This is a genomic window from Nitrospinota bacterium, from assembly GCA_027619975.1.
Taxonomy (GTDB): Bacteria; Nitrospinota; Nitrospinia; order Nitrospinales; family VA-1; genus JADFGI01.
The window spans coordinates 1-17,826 of sequence record JAQCGX010000044.1 but is presented as its reverse complement, the minus strand read 5'-3'; the positions used below and the strand labels follow the sequence as shown (position 1 = coordinate 17,826).

Annotated in this window: 21 protein-coding genes; 12 read left to right on the top strand and 9 right to left on the bottom strand. The window is 47.6% G+C overall.

What is annotated here, in order from left to right; all coding sequences use genetic code 11:
* Nucleotides 1-183: 183 nt before the first annotated feature.
* The 5 genes from dtd to O3C58_12920 form a co-directional block, all read right to left on the bottom strand.
* On the bottom strand, nt 184-618 hold the full coding sequence (gene dtd / locus O3C58_12940) for a D-aminoacyl-tRNA deacylase (GenBank protein ID MDA0692759.1): 435 nt from the start codon (nt 616-618) through the stop codon (nt 184-186).
* A gap of 34 nt (nt 619-652) precedes the next feature.
* A complete protein-coding gene (locus O3C58_12935; protein ID MDA0692758.1) occupies nt 653-829 on the bottom strand; it encodes a hypothetical protein in 177 nt (58 codons plus the stop codon).
* 69 nt (nt 830-898) lie between these two features.
* Nucleotides 899-1,798 (bottom strand): TerB family tellurite resistance protein, encoded by a 900-nt coding sequence (locus O3C58_12930; protein MDA0692757.1) that lies wholly within the window; start codon nt 1,796-1,798, stop codon nt 899-901.
* Between the two features lie 27 nt (nt 1,799-1,825).
* Entirely contained in the window at nt 1,826-3,082 is a 1,257-nt protein-coding gene (locus tag O3C58_12925; GenBank protein ID MDA0692756.1) for a VCBS repeat-containing protein, read from the bottom strand.
* A gap of 13 nt (nt 3,083-3,095) precedes the next feature.
* Complete coding sequence (locus O3C58_12920; GenBank protein MDA0692755.1) at nt 3,096-3,914, bottom strand: lipoate--protein ligase family protein; 819 nt, start codon at nt 3,912-3,914, stop codon at nt 3,096-3,098.
* 124 nt (nt 3,915-4,038) lie between these two features.
* Here O3C58_12920 and O3C58_12915 point away from each other — a divergent pair, with 124 nt between their 5' ends.
* Nucleotides 4,039-5,097: an SUMF1/EgtB/PvdO family nonheme iron enzyme gene (locus tag O3C58_12915; GenBank protein MDA0692754.1), complete on the top strand. Its 1,059-nt coding sequence runs from the start codon at nt 4,039-4,041 to the stop codon at nt 5,095-5,097.
* Nucleotides 5,098-5,380: 283 nt separating this feature from the next.
* Here the strand turns inward: O3C58_12915 and O3C58_12910 are convergent, their stop codons facing one another.
* Entirely contained in the window at nt 5,381-6,328 is a 948-nt protein-coding gene (locus tag O3C58_12910) for a hypothetical protein (GenBank protein ID MDA0692753.1), read from the bottom strand.
* A gap of 122 nt (nt 6,329-6,450) precedes the next feature.
* Between O3C58_12910 and O3C58_12905 the strand changes: the two genes are divergently transcribed.
* Nucleotides 6,451-6,744, top strand: a complete 294-nt coding sequence (locus O3C58_12905; GenBank protein ID MDA0692752.1) for a hypothetical protein — start codon at nt 6,451-6,453, stop codon at nt 6,742-6,744.
* Between the two features lie 108 nt (nt 6,745-6,852).
* Here the strand turns inward: O3C58_12905 and O3C58_12900 are convergent, their stop codons facing one another.
* The gene (locus O3C58_12900; protein MDA0692751.1) at nt 6,853-7,014 is read right to left on the bottom strand and encodes a transport-associated protein; all 162 of its coding nucleotides are present in this window, start codon (nt 7,012-7,014) and stop codon (nt 6,853-6,855) included.
* A 217-nt stretch (nt 7,015-7,231) separates the two neighbouring features.
* Between O3C58_12900 and O3C58_12895 the strand changes: the two genes are divergently transcribed.
* The 6 genes from O3C58_12895 (at nt 7,232) to O3C58_12870 (ending at nt 12,102) form a co-directional block, all read left to right on the top strand.
* A complete protein-coding gene (locus tag O3C58_12895; protein ID MDA0692750.1) occupies nt 7,232-8,149 on the top strand; it encodes a tetratricopeptide repeat protein in 918 nt (305 codons plus the stop codon).
* Nucleotides 8,150-8,382: 233 nt separating this feature from the next.
* A complete protein-coding gene (thpR, locus tag O3C58_12890) occupies nt 8,383-8,967 on the top strand; it encodes an RNA 2',3'-cyclic phosphodiesterase (protein MDA0692749.1) in 585 nt (194 codons plus the stop codon).
* Nucleotides 8,968-9,033: 66 nt separating this feature from the next.
* Complete coding sequence (recA, locus tag O3C58_12885) at nt 9,034-10,107, top strand: recombinase RecA (GenBank protein ID MDA0692748.1); 1,074 nt, start codon at nt 9,034-9,036, stop codon at nt 10,105-10,107.
* Nucleotides 10,108-10,123: 16 nt separating this feature from the next.
* Entirely contained in the window at nt 10,124-10,624 is a 501-nt protein-coding gene (locus O3C58_12880) for a regulatory protein RecX (protein ID MDA0692747.1), read from the top strand.
* Between the two features lie 63 nt (nt 10,625-10,687).
* Nucleotides 10,688-11,467: a prepilin peptidase gene (locus O3C58_12875; GenBank protein ID MDA0692746.1), complete on the top strand. Its 780-nt coding sequence runs from the start codon at nt 10,688-10,690 to the stop codon at nt 11,465-11,467.
* Nucleotides 11,468-11,514: 47 nt separating this feature from the next.
* Nucleotides 11,515-12,102: a hypothetical protein gene (locus tag O3C58_12870; protein MDA0692745.1), complete on the top strand. Its 588-nt coding sequence runs from the start codon at nt 11,515-11,517 to the stop codon at nt 12,100-12,102.
* Between the two features lie 17 nt (nt 12,103-12,119).
* Here the strand turns inward: O3C58_12870 and O3C58_12865 are convergent, their stop codons facing one another.
* Entirely contained in the window at nt 12,120-12,677 is a 558-nt protein-coding gene (locus O3C58_12865) for a TetR/AcrR family transcriptional regulator (GenBank protein MDA0692744.1), read from the bottom strand.
* Between the two features lie 215 nt (nt 12,678-12,892).
* Between O3C58_12865 and O3C58_12860 the strand changes: the two genes are divergently transcribed.
* Complete coding sequence (locus O3C58_12860) at nt 12,893-13,264, top strand: DsrE family protein (protein MDA0692743.1); 372 nt, start codon at nt 12,893-12,895, stop codon at nt 13,262-13,264.
* A gap of 84 nt (nt 13,265-13,348) precedes the next feature.
* On the top strand, nt 13,349-13,906 hold the full coding sequence (locus O3C58_12855; protein MDA0692742.1) for a pyridoxamine 5'-phosphate oxidase family protein: 558 nt from the start codon (nt 13,349-13,351) through the stop codon (nt 13,904-13,906).
* A 9-nt stretch (nt 13,907-13,915) separates the two neighbouring features.
* On the opposite strand, the gene O3C58_12850 is transcribed toward O3C58_12855, so the two are convergent.
* Nucleotides 13,916-14,854: an aldo/keto reductase gene (locus tag O3C58_12850; protein ID MDA0692741.1), complete on the bottom strand. Its 939-nt coding sequence runs from the start codon at nt 14,852-14,854 to the stop codon at nt 13,916-13,918.
* A gap of 194 nt (nt 14,855-15,048) precedes the next feature.
* Between O3C58_12850 and O3C58_12845 the strand changes: the two genes are divergently transcribed.
* A complete protein-coding gene (locus O3C58_12845) occupies nt 15,049-16,773 on the top strand; it encodes an ABC transporter ATP-binding protein (GenBank protein ID MDA0692740.1) in 1,725 nt (574 codons plus the stop codon).
* A gap of 19 nt (nt 16,774-16,792) precedes the next feature.
* The gene (locus O3C58_12840) at nt 16,793-17,497 is read left to right on the top strand and encodes a hypothetical protein (GenBank protein MDA0692739.1); all 705 of its coding nucleotides are present in this window, start codon (nt 16,793-16,795) and stop codon (nt 17,495-17,497) included.
* Nucleotides 17,498-17,826: the final 329 nt, after the last annotated feature.

The following is a 17,826-nucleotide window of genomic DNA, read 5'->3' as shown; positions in this document are numbered from 1 at the left end:
TAGGATATCTCTAAAAATTGACTAAATGCTCCTAATCGTCAACTTAAGGAGATGGCTTTGTTTTAGTGGAACAGGCTTTCCAGCCTGTTCGCACGGGCTAGAAAGCCCGTGCCACCAATATAAGAAATCCTTGTACAGTGTTCGATTTCCTGGAATAAACTAATTTTTAGAGATGCCCTTTACTCAATCCAAAATAAACGTCACCGGGCCGTCGTTGACGAGCTCCACCTTCATATCTGCGGCAAACTGGCCTGTGGCCACCTTGCATCCCGTTTCAGTGATCGCTGAGATATACCGTAAATAAAGAGTTTCCGCATCCTCGGGCCGGGCGGCTCGATCGAACCCCGGACGCCGGCCTTTTGAACAGTCCCCCGCCAGGGTGAACTGTGACACGACCAGAATCTCTCCGCCAATGTCCTTGCAGGACAGGTTCATTTTCCCGGCATCATCGGGAAAGATGCGCAGGTTTACTGTTTTGTCGGCCAAAAAATCAGCTCTTGATATCGCATCGCCTTTTTCCACGCCGAATAGTACCAGAAGGCCTTTTCCTATTTTGGCGATCTCCTTACCCTCAACGCACACCGAAGCGCTTGAGACTCTTTGCAATACCAGTTTCATGGTTCAGGAGGAATGGAAGGGGTTGCTGGTAAAATCATCTGGCATTGAAGAAACGGGAGGAACTCCCATCCGACCCGATCAAGACTCTCACTTCCCGATAACAATGCGGACAGCGGCCCTCGTAGGCGTTCTTTTCCTTGTTGATATAGATGCGCCGGTAGACGTTGCAGCAATCAAAAAGAATTCCAAGAAATTTTTTCTTCTCCGGCATCACTCACCCATCACGTGCCCGATTCGAACCTGGTTCTCGATAGCACACTGAATAATTCAAATTGAACGCTCATTTCAATGCCTCCAAGGCTCTCACTTTCGATTCTTTAAACGACTGATGCGGGATGTGCATCGCCTTGGTGATTTTCCGTATCTGCTCGGATTCCTCATGTGAGATGCGACCATCGGCGGCGGCGATCGCAAAAAAACAATCGATCAATTGCACCCGCTCTTTGTAAGGGATGATCTGGTTGGTCTCGGTGACCACCTCATGAAAATCGAATCCGTGCCTGGCCTGTTCTTCGATGACCGCAAGAAGAATTTCCGACTCCTGCTTCGGGAATGAAAATGTACTCTTTAAAACTTTTGCGAGCGCGACTTTTTCCACGTCCTCGAAAATGTCATCCACCTGCGCAACGGAAGACAGAAGCGTGCCCAGCAAACAGATGTGGTAAATTTCGTCATCCGAAAGGTTGATCGTGCAACCGCTTTTCGCGCTCCGCAATTCGATTTTCTTAAACACCTTGCGCTTGAAATATTTTTCCAGCTCCGGATCATTCTGCCGAGTGTGGGAGAAAATCGTGCGTTGAAACAGGTTGCGGATTCTTCCCAGAGACCGGGTCGTTACAGAGGATTTCTTCAGCCAGGCGTTGAACTGAGCCACAAGCGCGAGTTCATCCTCGCTCTTTTTTTTCTTAGTCCCGGCCATTGTTTCCATGGCTTCAATGATTTCCTGCTTTTCCTCCAACGAAGATAATTCCGCGATGAGTTGACGGAACAATTCTTCCCGGCGTTTTTTCGAGACGGGGGCATCCAGGTAGGGCCGCAATGCTTCCACATCCTTTTTATCCAGATCAAACTTCCTGATAAAGGACTTGAGAAGATTGAGTTCCGAATGCGTCATTTCGCCGTCAGCCCAGGCGACGGTGGTCATCACTTTTAAAAATGTCAGATTTTTAAAATAAGACATGATTGAATTTCGAAATATTCCTTCAGTTTATTTGAACCGGTTCAGCCACAATTTCCCCTTCCGGTCGCTGGAGCCGATGCCCAAAATATCCAGATAACCATCGTCATCGATATCCCCGAACGCCATCTCCATCAACTGCCTGGAACGGGGCAATCGTTTTACAGTTTCAACCGAAAACTTCCACTCCCCCTGTCCTTGCAAGTAATGGGTTGTTCCTTCACTCAAAATCAAAGCGTCGGGAATGCCGTTTCCATTGGCATCCAGCAAATACACGCGGGACACAGACGTCTGGGGCAAAACCTTGTGCGAACGCTTGGTAAAACGTCCTTTACCGTTATTTTCGAGAAAATAACTGGTCTCTTGGGAAGGGGCTCGATCCTTGGAGAAAATCTGGCGGTTGATTACAATAAAATCGTTGTCCCCATCGCCATCGAAATCCGCCCAATCGCCATGAATGGTCTCATCCTTTATATCGGGGAGATTGCCAGCCGTCCTATCGGTAAATTTTCCCAGGCTGTTGTTGAATAACAAACGGTTTCTTGCGTTAACATAGATCAAAAAAATGTCTCGCACTCCATCGCCGTCATAATCCGCAAAGAAAGCGCCTGCAATTCCTGGCGGCAACGGCGGCAACAATATGTCAGAGAGATCTTGAAAATCCCCTTTGCCATTATTGATAAAGATTTGCGCTTGCAACCTGTCTGGACTGCCATCCGGTTTTAAAACCTGTTCTCCATAAAAATACAGATCCAGATCGCCATCCTGGTCAAGATCAACCACTTGCACGAATTCAACGCCCTGTCTTATTTCTGGAAAAATGGTGTCGACCTTTTCGTAATAATACCCCTTTTTATTATTAAACAGAAGGCTGGCGAAATGCTTCCCCCCCTCTTTTTGGATGATGATGAGATCGTCAGCGCGGTCCTGGTCAAAATCTCCGGCGCTGAAAAAAAGAATTTCTCCCTTTGGGGTTTTAACGATTTTATTTTCCCTCGGAAAATCAAACCCGCGCTTTTTGTTGTTGATCAACAACAAAATTTGCGACGGGTTGCCTTCATCCACCTGATGGAGAATAAGGTCCTGGAAAGCGTCGCTGTCCACATGAGCAAACTGCGCGTTTTGGATGGACCCGGAAACCTTTGGAAGATGCCCTTGCGTGATATCCACATAATGCTGACTATAAGAGTCCTTAGCCAGCAACTGATTTTTAGAACATCCCGAAAAGCATGGAATCATCACCCCTAGAATGACCAGAACCCACATCCGGTTTTTAGAAATATTCATTACATGCATTCAGCTAATCCTTTTGATTAAGAAATCGGTCACGCAAATCCATTTCATAGACACTCAATTCTCCGCGCTCCCACTTTACCGGAAAAGCACTTTGAAATCCCTTTTGAAACGCCTCTGCCACCTCTTCAAACCTGACTTCCTTTTTGCAAAGTTGATTTAATGAGATGGTATTGCGTTCAAGAATTTTCAAATTGGCTTCCCGTATTTGCGGCAGATTAAAGCGAAACAGGGAATTCATCAACTCCCGGTCGCAATCTATCCACAAAGAACCCTGTTGCAGAAACGAACGGCTCTTTCTGCGCTGGGCACTGCCGATCAACTTTTTATTATTAACGGTTATTTCACAATGATTCAATGATGAAAAGCAGGAAGGCGATCTTCCATTCACGGAAACCCCGCGATTTTTGGCCATTGCGGCATCCTCGATGCCCATCTTGCCGAGGGAAAGGAGAAGGGCTTCTGATACTACCTGAAACGCAGAACGTAAGTTGGGAGGAAACCGAGGGTGCGGAATGGGAGCCACCAGACTGTAAGTCAGCTCCTTGTCATGCAAAAGAGCCCTGCCGCCGGTGGGACGTGAAACGACCGGAATTCCGAGAGAACGGCAACGATTCATATCTAAATCCCGGCAGCTATCTTGTGAATACCCGGTGGTGACAGTCGGCTGTTGCCAGCCGTAAAGCCGCAATGTGGGCGGAGCCTTGCCCTGACCACAGGCCTCGAGAATCGCTCGGTCCGTGGCCATATTCATGGCGCCGTCACCCGTTCCATCTTCGATCAACCGCCACACTTCCATTTTCCGGCTCCGTAAACTATTTTCCACATTCTGCTTCGAAGAATTTTGCTTTGACTCATTCGACAGCTTCTTTTAGTATCAATGATTAGCGCCCTAGATATTACTATTTCCGGGCAAAATCCGATTATTCCGTATATTTTATAATTTCATAATGAATTCTCTCATATCAGCCACAAAAACAGCAACCTCCCTGTCGATGAGTTTGCTATTCACTCTGGTTACTTTCGTTGAGCCTGGTGTGGCTTATGAAACCTTTACTTCCGGGTCCCCTGCATTAAAATGTCAGACCACCTGTCATCAGGCAGAAAATTTGCTGAAGACCCACAGGGAAAAAGAGAATAAAACCGAATGCCGGAGTTGCCATGTAGGCGACCATCCCTCAAGGGCACAATCTCCGTTTCAGTCTTTAGAAAAAGTCAGAAAGACATCAGTGTCTCACTTGCGTCCTGCATTGCAACGGGTCTCGACGGTCAAAAAGGATTCTCAAAAAACAACCCCTGCCAAAACAGAACCATCTCCGGCCCCATCGAAATATCCCGACATGGCCTTCATTTCCGCCGGTGAATTCATCATGGGGTCCAACGAACGCTGGGACGATGAATCGCCAGAACACATTGCCTCAACCGATGCGTTTTTCATCGACTTGTATGAAGTCACCAATGAAAATTACAAAAATTTCGTTGACGCAACTAAAAGAGAGACCCCCTACCACTGGCCGAACGGAGAAATTGCCAAGGGAAAGGAAAAACATCCTGTCGTTTATGTCAGCTGGTTTGACGCCAGGGATTATTGCGAATGGTCCGGCAAACGGCTGCCCAACGAACAGGAGTGGGAGAAGGCCTCGCGCGGAGAAGAAGGGTTCACCTATCCCTGGGGCCATGAGTGGACACTCGACAATTCCAACAACCCTTACAAAAATTCCATCGGAACGGAGCCTGTGGGATCTTACCCAAAAGGAAGAAGCCCTTATGGGCTATACGATATGTCGGGAAATGTGTGGGAATGGGTGGACAGTTACTACCTCCCGCATCCGGGAAACACCGTTCAACGGGCGGAATATGGAAAAGACAAGCGAATTCTCAAGGGAGGGTCCTGGTTTGATTGCCTATCTTATGGATGCGGCTTGAGTGCGCCGACTTTTAATCGTAGTTTCTTCACCCCTGAAGTCAGAAACAACAGCTTTGGGTTTCGTTGTGCGAAATCCCCCTAATCCTCACAGAATCAAAAAAGGTTTCGCAAAGTGACCGAACAAAATTTAAAAAATTTGGAAGAGTCAACCGTCAGCCTGCCTCGAAAAATCATCGTTTTGATTTTTATAATCGGCTTTTGGGTTTTCTTTTATTGGTACTGGGGTTCCCACCAAACACCCCCCTCCCCTAAAGAACTCTCAGAAACGCAACAAGAAATTCCTCCTGGGTCATCGAGCCCATAATCGTTGGCTCCAACCCTGCCTGATTATAAAATCCACCCATGCGATTTTATATTGCGCAGGATCACCAGCTTCCATATTCTTTTCTATTTAGCTTTTCATTGCCAATCAGCAAATCCAAAGACTCGCGCCTATGCCGCAAAATCAATTGGCTATTTTCACTTTCACTAAGAAGTAGTTTCGTTTCGGGAATGCGTTTCAGGTCTTGTGGTTTTTTCTGGGATTCCGGATCTTCCCAAAGAGTTGGTTTTTGAAGCTGACTCAGGGCCGACCCCAAGGGATGAAAGATGAAATGCTTGGAACTTTTCGCCTGCTTCAATTGCAAGTCGAGTCGTTCCTGGAGAACAGGTTTTATCTTCGGAACGGGTCTTTTAAGGTGCTGGAGAAAGTCCGCCTGAACAACCTGCCTGGAGGGAGATTGAAACTGCTGGATATCAAAACCCCTGCCTGCGAACACCAGCGGCTTGTCCACCACAGCCGTGGGCTCACGAACACCCTTCACGGTAACTACTGGGGTCCTTGCCTCCAAGAGTGGTCGCTCGAACCGGTTCATAGCCAGATATTCTTTATCGCTCTTAAAGGTAAATCCTTTTTTATCCTCTTTAACCGAGGAACTAGCCGTTGCGCCTGGCGCAGGTTCACTTTGAACAGGTTCAATCGCTTGTTCTTGCCTGGCCGGCTCCGGTTTATTTTTATCTGGCGATGGCCTGGTTTCCAGTTTCTCAGAAGGGGGCGCTACCGGATTTTCCTGGGAAATTCCTGAGGATGCCATTGTCTCCGACCCTTGTTTTTCTTTTTGATTAAGAAAAAAAGTGATAACAGCAACCCCAAAAAGAACAAAAAACACAGCCAGCACATAGCGCTTCGATTTAGAAACGGATTCGCTATTCAGATCCGCAACTGCATTTGTGAAATGACCCGGTGTTTTGAGAGCATTCAACATGACCCTGGTCCCGTTGACCGCCATAATTTTATCGGCCGCCTGTTTTTTGACGGTGAGGTATTTCGACAAACTGTTTGTTTAAAACAATTTAAAACTGGCATGAGGCTTGCTTTATAAATAGTTGTTTCCATTTCAGGGCCCTACCGGCTATTATCAACCACCGCAAAATCCAGACATTCAGGAGCTTTGACATGCCAAAGAATTTTAAAACTTTGTTGCCTCCAAAATTCATTCGACTTATGGAACATAAGTTGGAAACCGGCGAAATGACCCCCGAGGAATGCAAGGAAATCATCAAGGAAATGATGCTTCGGGAATATGAGCTGAAGCAGGACGAAAAACAGCAGATAAATTGGGAAGCCCTGGCTTTCTGGCTCCAGGACCGATGCCAATCATTCTTTAAACAACTTTGGACTCGGCCATCCACTGAATCCACTTTGGAAATAGAAGAACTTTCCGGGACCGTTCGACCACGACATATTTAACGGTTGGTTTTGACCTGCGGTTTTCTCCCAGAAAAATCCTTGAGCTCGGCTTTCACCTAAAAGCCGCTCAAGAATTTTCCTGTCCGCTCTACCTGTTTGCAACCCGAATCACTTGCCCACTAAATCCTTCGCCGCATCGCCAGCTTTTTGCATAGAGTCATCGATTTTTTCTCCCGCTTTCTCTGCAGTGCCTTTTTCCTTGCAGCCGGAAATTCCCATCACAAAAATCGAGATGGCCACCATCAAAATTGCTTTCTTAAATAGTTTCATATTTCTCTTCTTTTTTATCATAACTAGCTATCTTATTGTTATTAAACCATTACTTCTAACATAACATAATTTATGGAACGTCCTATCATATTATTGTTATACTCCCGGGATATAACAAACCAGCAAAGCCTCTGTTTGCATAGACTTTTTCATCCAAATATTAATTATTGGCCTTGCAAGGAAAACTCATCGAATCCACCTTTCAGGATGGCCTGTCATGAATAAAATTTTAACGGTTTCCACCCTGGCGGCAATTTTCTTCAGCGGATGGATCGCCGCCCCTGCCCTGGCGTTGTCAGACAGAGACCAGGCTCAAGCCCATTACCATCAGGGCGATGACTTGATCGATGGCGGAAAGTTTGAAGAGGCCGTTAAAGAATTCAAGGAATCCATCCGGCTCAACCCCAACCATTTTGAATCTCACAACAACCTGGGCTTTGTGTATTCCCAGATGGGACGCTATTGGGAAGCCGTCAACGAATACCGGCAAGGCGTTCGCATCCGGCCTGACAACGCCGTCGTCCAAAACAACCTGGGTTTCATGTACAACAAACTGGGTCTTTATGAAGATGCTATTCAGCACCTCAAGGAATCAATCCTTCTGGACCCTGAATATGCAGTGGCCTATAACAACCTGGGCTGGACTTATAATCAACAAGGTAATTTTAAGGAAGGGATTTTGGTTCTTGAAGAAGCCATCCGCCTGGCCCCCGAACATGCTGACGCCCACAACAATCTGGGCTGGGCCTATAATGCTGAAAATCAATATGAGCAAGCCGTTCCCATCCTCGAGAAATCCATCCGCCTGAACCCTGAATCGGCTTATTCCCATAACAATCTCGGCTGGGCCTATATCGGCCTGCAACGTTATAAGGAAGCGGTCTCCTCCTTTAAGGAGACCATCCGTTTGAATCCTAAACTGGAGCTTCCTTACAGCAACCTCGCCCAGCTTTACGATCAAATGGAAGAAGGAAAAAATGCCATCTTCTATGCGGAAAAATGGGAAAAGGTTGCGATCGAAAACGGGAACATAACACAGCTCAGAAAAGCCACCGAACTTTCCGTCAAACTTCAGAAAAAATATAAAGACACTGTAGATGAGTTGGTACGATCCCCAGCAGAGTTATCCAGGTAAAGCCCGGCAGATTTGAAGGAAAATAATAAGCTTGCTATTTAGACCATCCCCCACTATAAAATGACAGAGACATCGGATAACCGACCGGGTTCTTTTACAGGATTGATGGGAAGTTACGGGTTGCTTCGTACACCCTTTCCGCAACGTGTGACAGATATTTTCCCTTGAAATAATTGAGGTTTCATATATTCAAGGGTTCCGGTTTGACTTTATTTCCGAGACCTTGATAGACTGTGCTTGATTTAAGGTTGTTCCTCGCTATTGATATCCCGAACTCCGCCAGGGGCAAAATTACCGAGGCGCAAAGCTTCTATAAAGCCTTGAATCTGGACGCCGCCTGGGTCAAATCGTCCAATATGCACCTGACCTTAAAATTTTTGGGAAACACGCAACCCGGTTTGATCCCGAAGATAAAAAGTCGTATAGCAGAAATAGCCAAGGCAACGCCGCCTTTTTCCATAACCTTGGGGAATGTGGGTGTGTTTCCTGATCTTTCCCGGCCCCGCGTTTTATGGGTCGGCATAGTAGAAGCGGAGGGTCGTCTGAGCTCTCTGAAGGAAAAAATCGAACAGCAGATGACGCAACTGGGTTTCCCCGCGGACAAAAAACAGTCGGTTCATCACCTAACACTGGGACGCATTAAGTCCGGCAAGGGTATGGAGCGTTTGAAAAAAGCAATCGAATCCGCTCACCCCATCAACATGAATACGTTTGAAGTGTCATCGGTCCAGTTGATAAAAAGTGAGTTGACGCCGAAAGGTTCCATATATACCGTTCAGGAAGAATTTATCTTTAGCGGGCCAATCACCCGTCACTAAATAAAATCGATTTCAAACCCGCTTGATCGAACCAAAAATTTGAGTCGGTCAAGCCAAGGAGGATCAATGGGGTCAAACGATAGAGAAAAAGCCCTGGAGCTGGCATGCTCACAGATCGAAAAACAATTCGGTAAAGGTTCGATCATGAAGCTGGGCCAGGCCGAAAGCCAGAAAGGCATTCCAGTCATTTCCACCGGGTCCATATCGCTGGACTACGCACTGGGTGTCGGCGGGGTTCCCCGGGGTCGCATCATCGAAATTTACGGCCCCGAAGGTTCGGGGAAAACCAGCCTCACTCTGCACATCATCGCCGAAGCGCAAAAAGCCGGAGGCGTGGCGGCGTTCCTCGACGCAGAACATGCGCTGGACCCAAAATATGCCAGCGCTCTGGGCATCGATCTCGACAATCTGCTTTTGTCCCAACCCGACACGGGTGAGCAAACACTGGAGATCGCGGAAGTCCTGATTCGCAGCGGCGCCGTCGACGTGATTGTTGTGGACTCGGTCGCCGCGCTGGTTCCCAAGGCGGAACTGGATGGCGACATGGGTGATTCCCACATGGGGCTTCAAGCACGGCTCATGTCTCAGGCCATGCGTAAACTGACAGGCGTGATCAGCAAGTCCCACACGTGCCTCATTTTCATCAATCAAATCCGCATGAAAATCGGCGTGATGTTCGGCAACCCCGAAACCACCACCGGCGGCAACGCGCTCAAATTCTATTCGTCAGTCCGCATGGATATTCGCCGCATCGCCGCCATCAAGGATGGAGACAAAGTGATCGGTAACCGGACGCGGGTGAAAATCGTCAAAAACAAGGTCGCCCCACCCTTTCGTGATTGCGAGTTCGACATCCGCTATGGCGAAGGAATTTCAAAAACCAGTGATCTGATCGATCAAGCCGTGACGCATGAAATCATCAACAAAAGCGGCACCTGGTTTTCTTACAACGAGACCAGAATCGGACAAGGACGGGAAAACGCGCGCAAGTTTCTTGATGAGCACCCTGAGATGTACACGGAGATTGATCGAAAATTGAGGGAAAAGCTGAACCTGCCGGTGTCCGCTGAACAGGAGCCCTCCCCTAAGGAAGCCGACGCATCGAACGATAAAGAAAAAAAAGCGGCCAAAACCGCATGAACTGAATTGAGATTTAATGCTCGACCCTGATGAACTTAAAAAAGCTCAGAGCACCGCCCTGAAATATCTATCTTACAGGGACCGCAGTGAGTTTGAGATCAGGGAGCGCCTGGGTCAAAAAGATTTCCCCCAGGCCACGGTTCAGGAAACCGTTAGCTGGTTGAACCGGCTCGGCTATCTTAACGACGGGCGATTTGCGTTGAACTGGAGCCGGTCACGCATCTCCACAAAAAAATTTGGCGAATACCGGTTGCGAAGAGAACTATCAGCCAAAGGTCTGACAACCGAAACCATCGATCAAACGATGCAAGTCGTTTATTCCGAATTCAGCGAATGGGAACTCGCCCAGTCCCTGGCGCAAAAAAAACTTTCCCAACTCAAAGGTGTCGATCCAAAATCCAAAAGTCGACGCTTGGCCCAATACCTTCAGCGGAAAGGATTTCCATCCGACACGGTATTTAAAACCGTAAATCAGTTGATTCCAAATAGCTACGATCGTGAATATTCTTCCAGCTAAATCCGGTTATCGGTCAGATGTTCAACTGGAAACGGGCGCAACCCGCTTTCAGGATTGACTCCTATGGAAACACTATTTCAATTATCCACCCCTTTTGCCGCATTCGCCGCCTTTTTATTTGGCCTGGCCATTGGTAGCTTTTGCAACGTCTGCATCTACCGTCTGCCAAAAAAAGAATCGGTGGTTTTTCCCGCTTCCCACTGCACATCCTGCGACACGCCCATTCAGGCTATAGACAATATTCCGGTATTGAGCTATCTTTTTTTGGGAGGCAAATGCCGAAACTGCAGTCAGAAGATTTCGATCGTTTACCCTTTGATTGAAATCGTGACAGGGTTATTGCTGGCGGCAATTTTCATCAAGTTCGGCGTTACCTGGGAATCTTTGATCTATGCGATCGTCTGCCCGACCCTTGTAGTGATCACGGTTATCGATTATGAACACAAAATCATTCCCGACCGCATCACCCTTCCCGGAATGGTTTTTGGCCTGGCGGCGGGAAGTTATTTAGTAGGTCCCATAAATGCGGGCCTCGGTTTTCTGGTCGGCGGCGGGTTGTTTTACTTGATCGCCATTGTGAGTCGTGGCGGCATGGGCGGCGGTGACATAAAATTTATTGCGGCGGCGGGAGCCTTGCTGGGCTGGCAACAGGTGCTGTTGGTCATTTTTCTGGGGGCCATCCTGGGGTCGATAATCGGTTTGATCCTAATGGCCGCACAGAAAAAGGACCGCAAAAGCCAGATTCCGTTCGGTCCGTTTCTGGCTTTGGGAACGCTCATTGCCATTTTTTTCGGAGAGGATCTGCTTCGCCTTTATCTGATGACATTAACCAATCAATTCTGAGTCCTCCGGTCTAGAATTGTTATAAACGACAAAAAAGGTGCAGAGTAATGGATAATAAAAATTCTAACATTGAGAATACGTCCGAGGGCAATACCGAAAAAGGATTTGAGCACCAGATCGCCCAACTGAAAAATACAGTGAAAAATATCTCTTCCGAACTCGAAACCATCAAACAGAATATTCAAACGCGGAAGACCGAGAACACAACTTTAAAAATCCTGTTTTACACCGGCCTCATCGTTTTGTTACTCGGCTTTCTTTATACAAACTCCACCCTGCAACGCGCGCAGATGGATAGTCTGGAGTCCAGCATCCATACTCTGCAAACGCTCATGAATCGAGAACTGATGTCGGTGGAAAAAAATGTCTACGGCCAAATCGACCGGCTTGAAAAGAACTCTGAGGAAAGTTCAAAGAGTAATTTACAGGAGCGACTGGAGAATATGTCACTGGCCCTCTCCCGGCTGAGCCCTGGCGATGCAAAAACCGCTGAGCTCATTGACCGGGTCAAAAGGGATTCGCTGGAATTGAGCCGGGAGTATGCAGAGCACCAAAAATTGTTAGCAACCGGGCGGGATAATACCAATGGAGAAGTCCCCCGTGCCTTTGAGAACAAGGCTTTTGGAGGCAATTGAATGAATTCAAAGCATTATTAGTGAAGAAGTTCAGCCGGCAGGTTTTTCATCAAACGCCCGAACACCGCCCTTTGCCCCGTTCCTCTTGCGACGATCAAGGCTCCCTGAATTTTTGCAACTGCCTCTTCAGCCCTTAAAAGGGACTCTTTCGGTTCAATCCGATATTCGACCAGAACCCCCGCGATTGCCTCGATCCATTTAATCAAAATCCTCTTGATCTGATCCTGGTATATAGAAAAAGCGTTTTCAGGAACCAAGGCTCCTATAAGGCATCCGGTTTTTCCCCCTTCATACATATCGTTAACAGTGATCATCATATTTTTGATTTTTTGTTTTGGTCTTCCCTTACCGCCAAGGGGAACGATCAGGTTCTGATCATTCCAGTCCTCCACGAATCTGAGAACGTCTTCCGCCATTTGAATTTTTCCGCCTGGAAAATGATGGTACAGGCTCGCCTTCCCCAATCCCGTTTCCTCAGAAATTACAGCTAGCGTCGCTCCATCAAACCCCGATCGCCGAAAAATAGAGAAAAGTTTCAATAGCAGTTCTTCACGTTTTAATATTTTTGCTGACATGTAACACTCCCATTTATACAAATAATGTTAGACCATTCGGTTTATATAATCAATTGCTTATTGAATTCAAAAGTAGAATATCAATCATATAAAGCGTTTTATCAAGTTTTCTTAAAAAAATAATTCAAATTTTTCTTGACTCTCCCAAAAACTACACATATATTGTATACCGAACGATCGGTACATATAAAATATAAAACTTAAGGAGAGAAATCATGAAAACAGCAATCATCGTTATGTCAGACCCAAAATCAGGTGACGAGGCATTCGGAAGACTTTTCAACGGACTTGCCACCGCCTATGAAAGTAAAACCCAGGGTGATGATGTCACTGTGGCTTTTTTGGGAGCCGGGTCGCGTTGGCCTGAAATTGTCAGCAAAGCGGATCATCCGGCCCATGCGCTTTTTGAAGAGATCAAAGGTTCCATCGCCGGGGTGTCCTGTGGTTGTGCGGATGTCTTCGGCGCATCCGAGGGCGTTAAAGCGTGCGGTGTGAATTTGCTCAAGGACAATCCCATTCCCGGCACGAATGGCGTTGCCAGCCTGCGCAAATACGTCAAAGAGGGTTACACGATTTTATCTTTTTAAAAATAACAGAGGGCAACGGGGAGCCTCCCAGGCGAGGCTCCCCTCCCCTTTTATCCATAGCACTTTAGAACATTGGAGAAAGTCATGATTGAAAACTTTACTGAACTCGCATTTACAGAAAGCGTCAAAGCTCAGCAGGAAAAATACGGATCGCGAGCCGCCTATTCAAGAATGGAACAGGGAGGAGAATTCCGCAATCAATTGACCTGGCAGGAACGCGGGTTCATCGAATCAAGAGATAGTTTTTATATGTCTTCTGTCGGTGAAAACGGTTGGCCCTACATGCAGTTTCGCGGTGGTCCCAAAGGGTTTCTGAAAGTGTTGAACGACAACACCCTGGCCTATGCCGATTTTCGCGGCAACGGACAGTACATCAGCACCGGGAATTTCAACGCCAATAATAAAACCGTGCTGTTCCTCATGGATTATACGAAACAGCAACGCCTGAAAATCTGGGCTGAGACGAAAGTCATCGATGCAAGCGATGACTCCGAGTTGTTAAAACAACTCAGTGATCCGGACTACAAGGCAAAGGTTGTGAGAATCATTACCTTTAAAGTTCACGCTTTCGACTGGAACTGCCCGCAACATATCACGCCCCGATTTACGGCTGAAGAGTTCAAAAAATCCGGGGTGTCGTGAAGAGGCTGTTCAATTAAAAATGGCGTCGATTTTTTCCTGCTGGTCGGGGCTGGGTTCCCATCCCACGGAACCCAGGTTTTCTTCCATCTGGCGTTCATTCTTGACGCCCACCAGCGCCGTGGCCAGGCCGGGTTGGCGGGTCACCCAGTTGATGGCCATCTGGCCACAGGTTTTACCTGCGGCTGTCGCCACTTCTTTAAGCTTATTCACCTTGTCGATATTTTTTTCGTAGCCCTCACCTGTGAATGTGCCGATAATGCCTTTACTGCGCCAGTCTTTGAATTGGGTGGTTTTGTCGTATTTCCCGGTCAACACGCCGGACGCCAACGGGCTGTAGGCGATGATCCCGATCTGGTTTCCAATGCAGAAAGGCACGGTTTCCTTCTCGATGGAGCGCTCAAGTAAACTGTATTCCGGTTGCAGGGAAACGATCTTTCCGACCTTCAGGCATTCCTGCATCTGCGCTACCGAATAATTGCTGACGCCGATATGACGGATTTTTCCCTGCGCCTGAATTTCTAAAAGCGTTTGCATGGTTTCTTCCTGCGGGGTGTTCACGTCCGGCCAATGCACCTGATAGAGATCGATGACATCGGTCTGCAAGCGGCGCAAACTCTGCTCGATCTCCTTCAAGATGGACTCTCGGGTAGCATTTTTAGTGATCGCCCCCAATTGTTCCTTCTCCCACACCAGTCCGCACTTGGTGGCCAGAATCACTTTATCGCGTACCGGTTTGAGGGTCTTCCCCAGCAACTCCTCGGAATGGCCGAAGCCGTAAACCGGGGCGGTATCGAAAAAATTGATGCCCAGATCGACGGCTTTCAAAATGGCTTTACAGGAGGGGTGGTCCCCCTCTGAACTCCAGAATGGAGCGCCGCCGATGCCCCAGGCGCCGAACCCGATCACCGACACTTCCAAATCGCTGTCGCCTAGTTTCCTATATTCCATACCTCTCCCTTCAAACGATAAAATCCGTAAAAACCGCAACCGGCGCCAAACCGGGATTAACGTTCCAACCGGTAAGAAATAGCATTATAATGGCTGTCGGTACTATCTAAAATCTTTTTTGAATTTCCTCGCTCAAGCCATTGGCTGCAATTCAAAATGTATCTATAACATTAAGTCTCCGACTCTAACCACCCATGAAATCTTTACTGCGTGTATTAAGCTATCTCAAACCGTATTCGAAATACGTTTATCTGACTCTGTTCTTTGCCATTCTCACCACCCTGCTGGATCTGGTTCCCCCGTGGTTGATAAAAATTATCATCGACCAACTGGTGGAGGGGCAAGAGGTTGCATGGGTTTACTGGGCGGTCGGCGGTTTGCTTCTTTCCTATTTCGGACGCAATTTCGCCAACTATCGCCGCATCGTGGTCAACAACAAGGTCGAGCAAAAAGTGGTGTTCGACATGCGCTCGCAGGTTTACCGCGCTCTGCAAAAACTGTCGCCAAAATATTTTGAAAACCGCTCAACAGGCGAACTCATGTCGCGCGTCAACGACGATGTGAATTACGTCGAGCGTATCTTCATCGATGGCGTCGAGCAGGTGGTGACCGCCGCGCTGACCTTGATCGGTATCACCGGCATTCTGTTTTATCTGCACTGGAAACTGGCGCTGTTGGCTCTGCTGCCGATTCCACTGCTTATTTATGGCGCCAGCAAATACACCGTCAAGGCGCACAGTCTGTATCACCTCGTCCGCGAACGGGCGGCGAAGATGAACGCGACATTGCAGGATTCCATTTCCGGAATTCGCGAAACCCATGCCTTCAACCGCCAGCTTCACGAAATCAAACGCTTCAACCAGCGCAGTCAGGACTATTGTGACGGCACTTTAAAAGTCATGCGCCTGTGGGCGGTGTATTCGCCGTCGATGATGTTTTTGGGTTCCCTGGGCACGGTGTTCATCCTCCTCTACGGGATCGGGCTGGTGCAGGCCGGGGAAATTACCGTCGGCTCGCTGGTGGCGTTCATCGGCTATCTGGCCCTGTTTTATACGCCGATCAACCAGTTGCATTCCGTGAACCACATGCTTCAGCACGCGCTGGCGTCGGGAGAGCGGTTGTTTGAAATCATCGACGCCGTCCCCGACATCCGCGACACGCCGGATGCCTATCTGCCATCCACCAACGTGCAGGGCGCCATTCAGTTTGACCAGGTCAGTTTTTCCTATATCAAGGGCAAACCCGCCATCAAAAATATTTCGCTGAACATTGAGGCGGGAGAAGAGATCGCCCTGGTCGGCCATACCGGAAGCGGAAAAACCACCCTCACTAAATTATTGATGCGATTTTACGACGTCGATTCGGGGTCGATTCTGATCGACAACCACCGCATACAGGATCTGAAACTGACGTATCTCAGGGAACAAATCGGGCTGGTGTCGCAGGACCCGTTTCTCTTTAATGGAACCGTGGCGGAAAACATTCTTTATGGAGACATCGAGGCCAGCCGCGACCGGGTGGTGCAGGCCGCCGAAGCGGCACATGCCGACGACTTCATCAAAAACCTGCCAGAGGGCTACGACACACTGGTGGGGGAACGGGGAGTGAAACTGTCAGGCGGCGAAAAACATCGGATCGCCATCGCCCGCGCTTTCCTCAAAAACCCGCCGATTCTGGTGCTGGACGAGGCCACCTCCACCGTGGACACCGAGACCGAATCCAAGATCAAGGACGCGATCAAACACCTCATGGCCTCGCGCACAACGCTGGTGATCGCGCATCGACTATCGACGCTGGAGAATGCCAACCGGATACTGGTGCTGAAGGAAGGGCATCTTGTGGAATCCGGCACCCACGACGAGCTGATCAGCCGCGATTCGGAATACAACCAGCTGTTTCGGAATCAGATTCATCTTTGAAAAAATTATTAATAAGCATATGGAATGCAAATTTTGCAAGCAGGAAAGAAAATTAATCAAAGCCCATATTATTCCCTATAGTTTTTTTAAGCCGATTTTAAATGAGCCTAAACCGGGAATGTTTTCCTCCGACCCAAAGGAATCTAAGAAAAAAACCCCAAAAGGTGTTTATGATAAAAATCTTGTTTGCGAAGGTTGTGAAAGGTTATTCACCCGGTATGATGATTATGCAAAAAGTTTTTTTTTGGATGAATTAAAAACCAAAATATTGGAACCTAAAGAATTCGAGGGACGGGCGGTAGTTGTTAATGAATTTGATTACGAAAAACTTAAGCTGTTTTTAATCTCCCTTCTTTGGAGGGCATCATCTTCAAATCATAAATTCTTCCAAAAAGTAAATATCGGCCCTTTTGAGCCAAAATTAAAACAAATGATTCAATCAAAAACTCCAGGCCTACCTGAAGAGTTTCCAGTTTTATTTAAAATATTTTTTGGCTACGGGGCTGATAAACAAATGATGTCGCCAACGAGAGTAAAAATTGAAGGTCAAAATTATTATAGGTTCTATTTAGCCGGGATTTGCGCTCAAATTAAAGTCGATAGCCGACCACTCCTCAGAGATTTAAAAGATTTAATCTTGACTCCCGACACTCCAATAATAATGGTGAAGCAAAATATTTTGGAAAGCAATGAACTTCGGTCGATTTATAGAAAACGCATTTAAGAAAATGAAAAAGATGCGGCCCATAAAGAAACCAGGGCGTCCAGTATGCGGGCTTTTCCCGCACAACCAGTCGAGGTGAAACACAACCTCAACATATCCTAAAAGGGCGCTCTGGCACTGCCGGAGGGCGTACTGCTCTGAACCCACCCTCCATTCTCTCTTCACAATAAATATGGTCCCTCAATCAGGGACTGTCAATATCTGCAGGGCACCTCTAAAAATTGACTAAATGCTCCTAATCGTCAATTTAAGGAGATGGTTTTGTTTTAGTGGGACAGGCGACCTACCCTTAAAGGTTATACGGAAGTGCGGAATTTAATTCCGCCTTT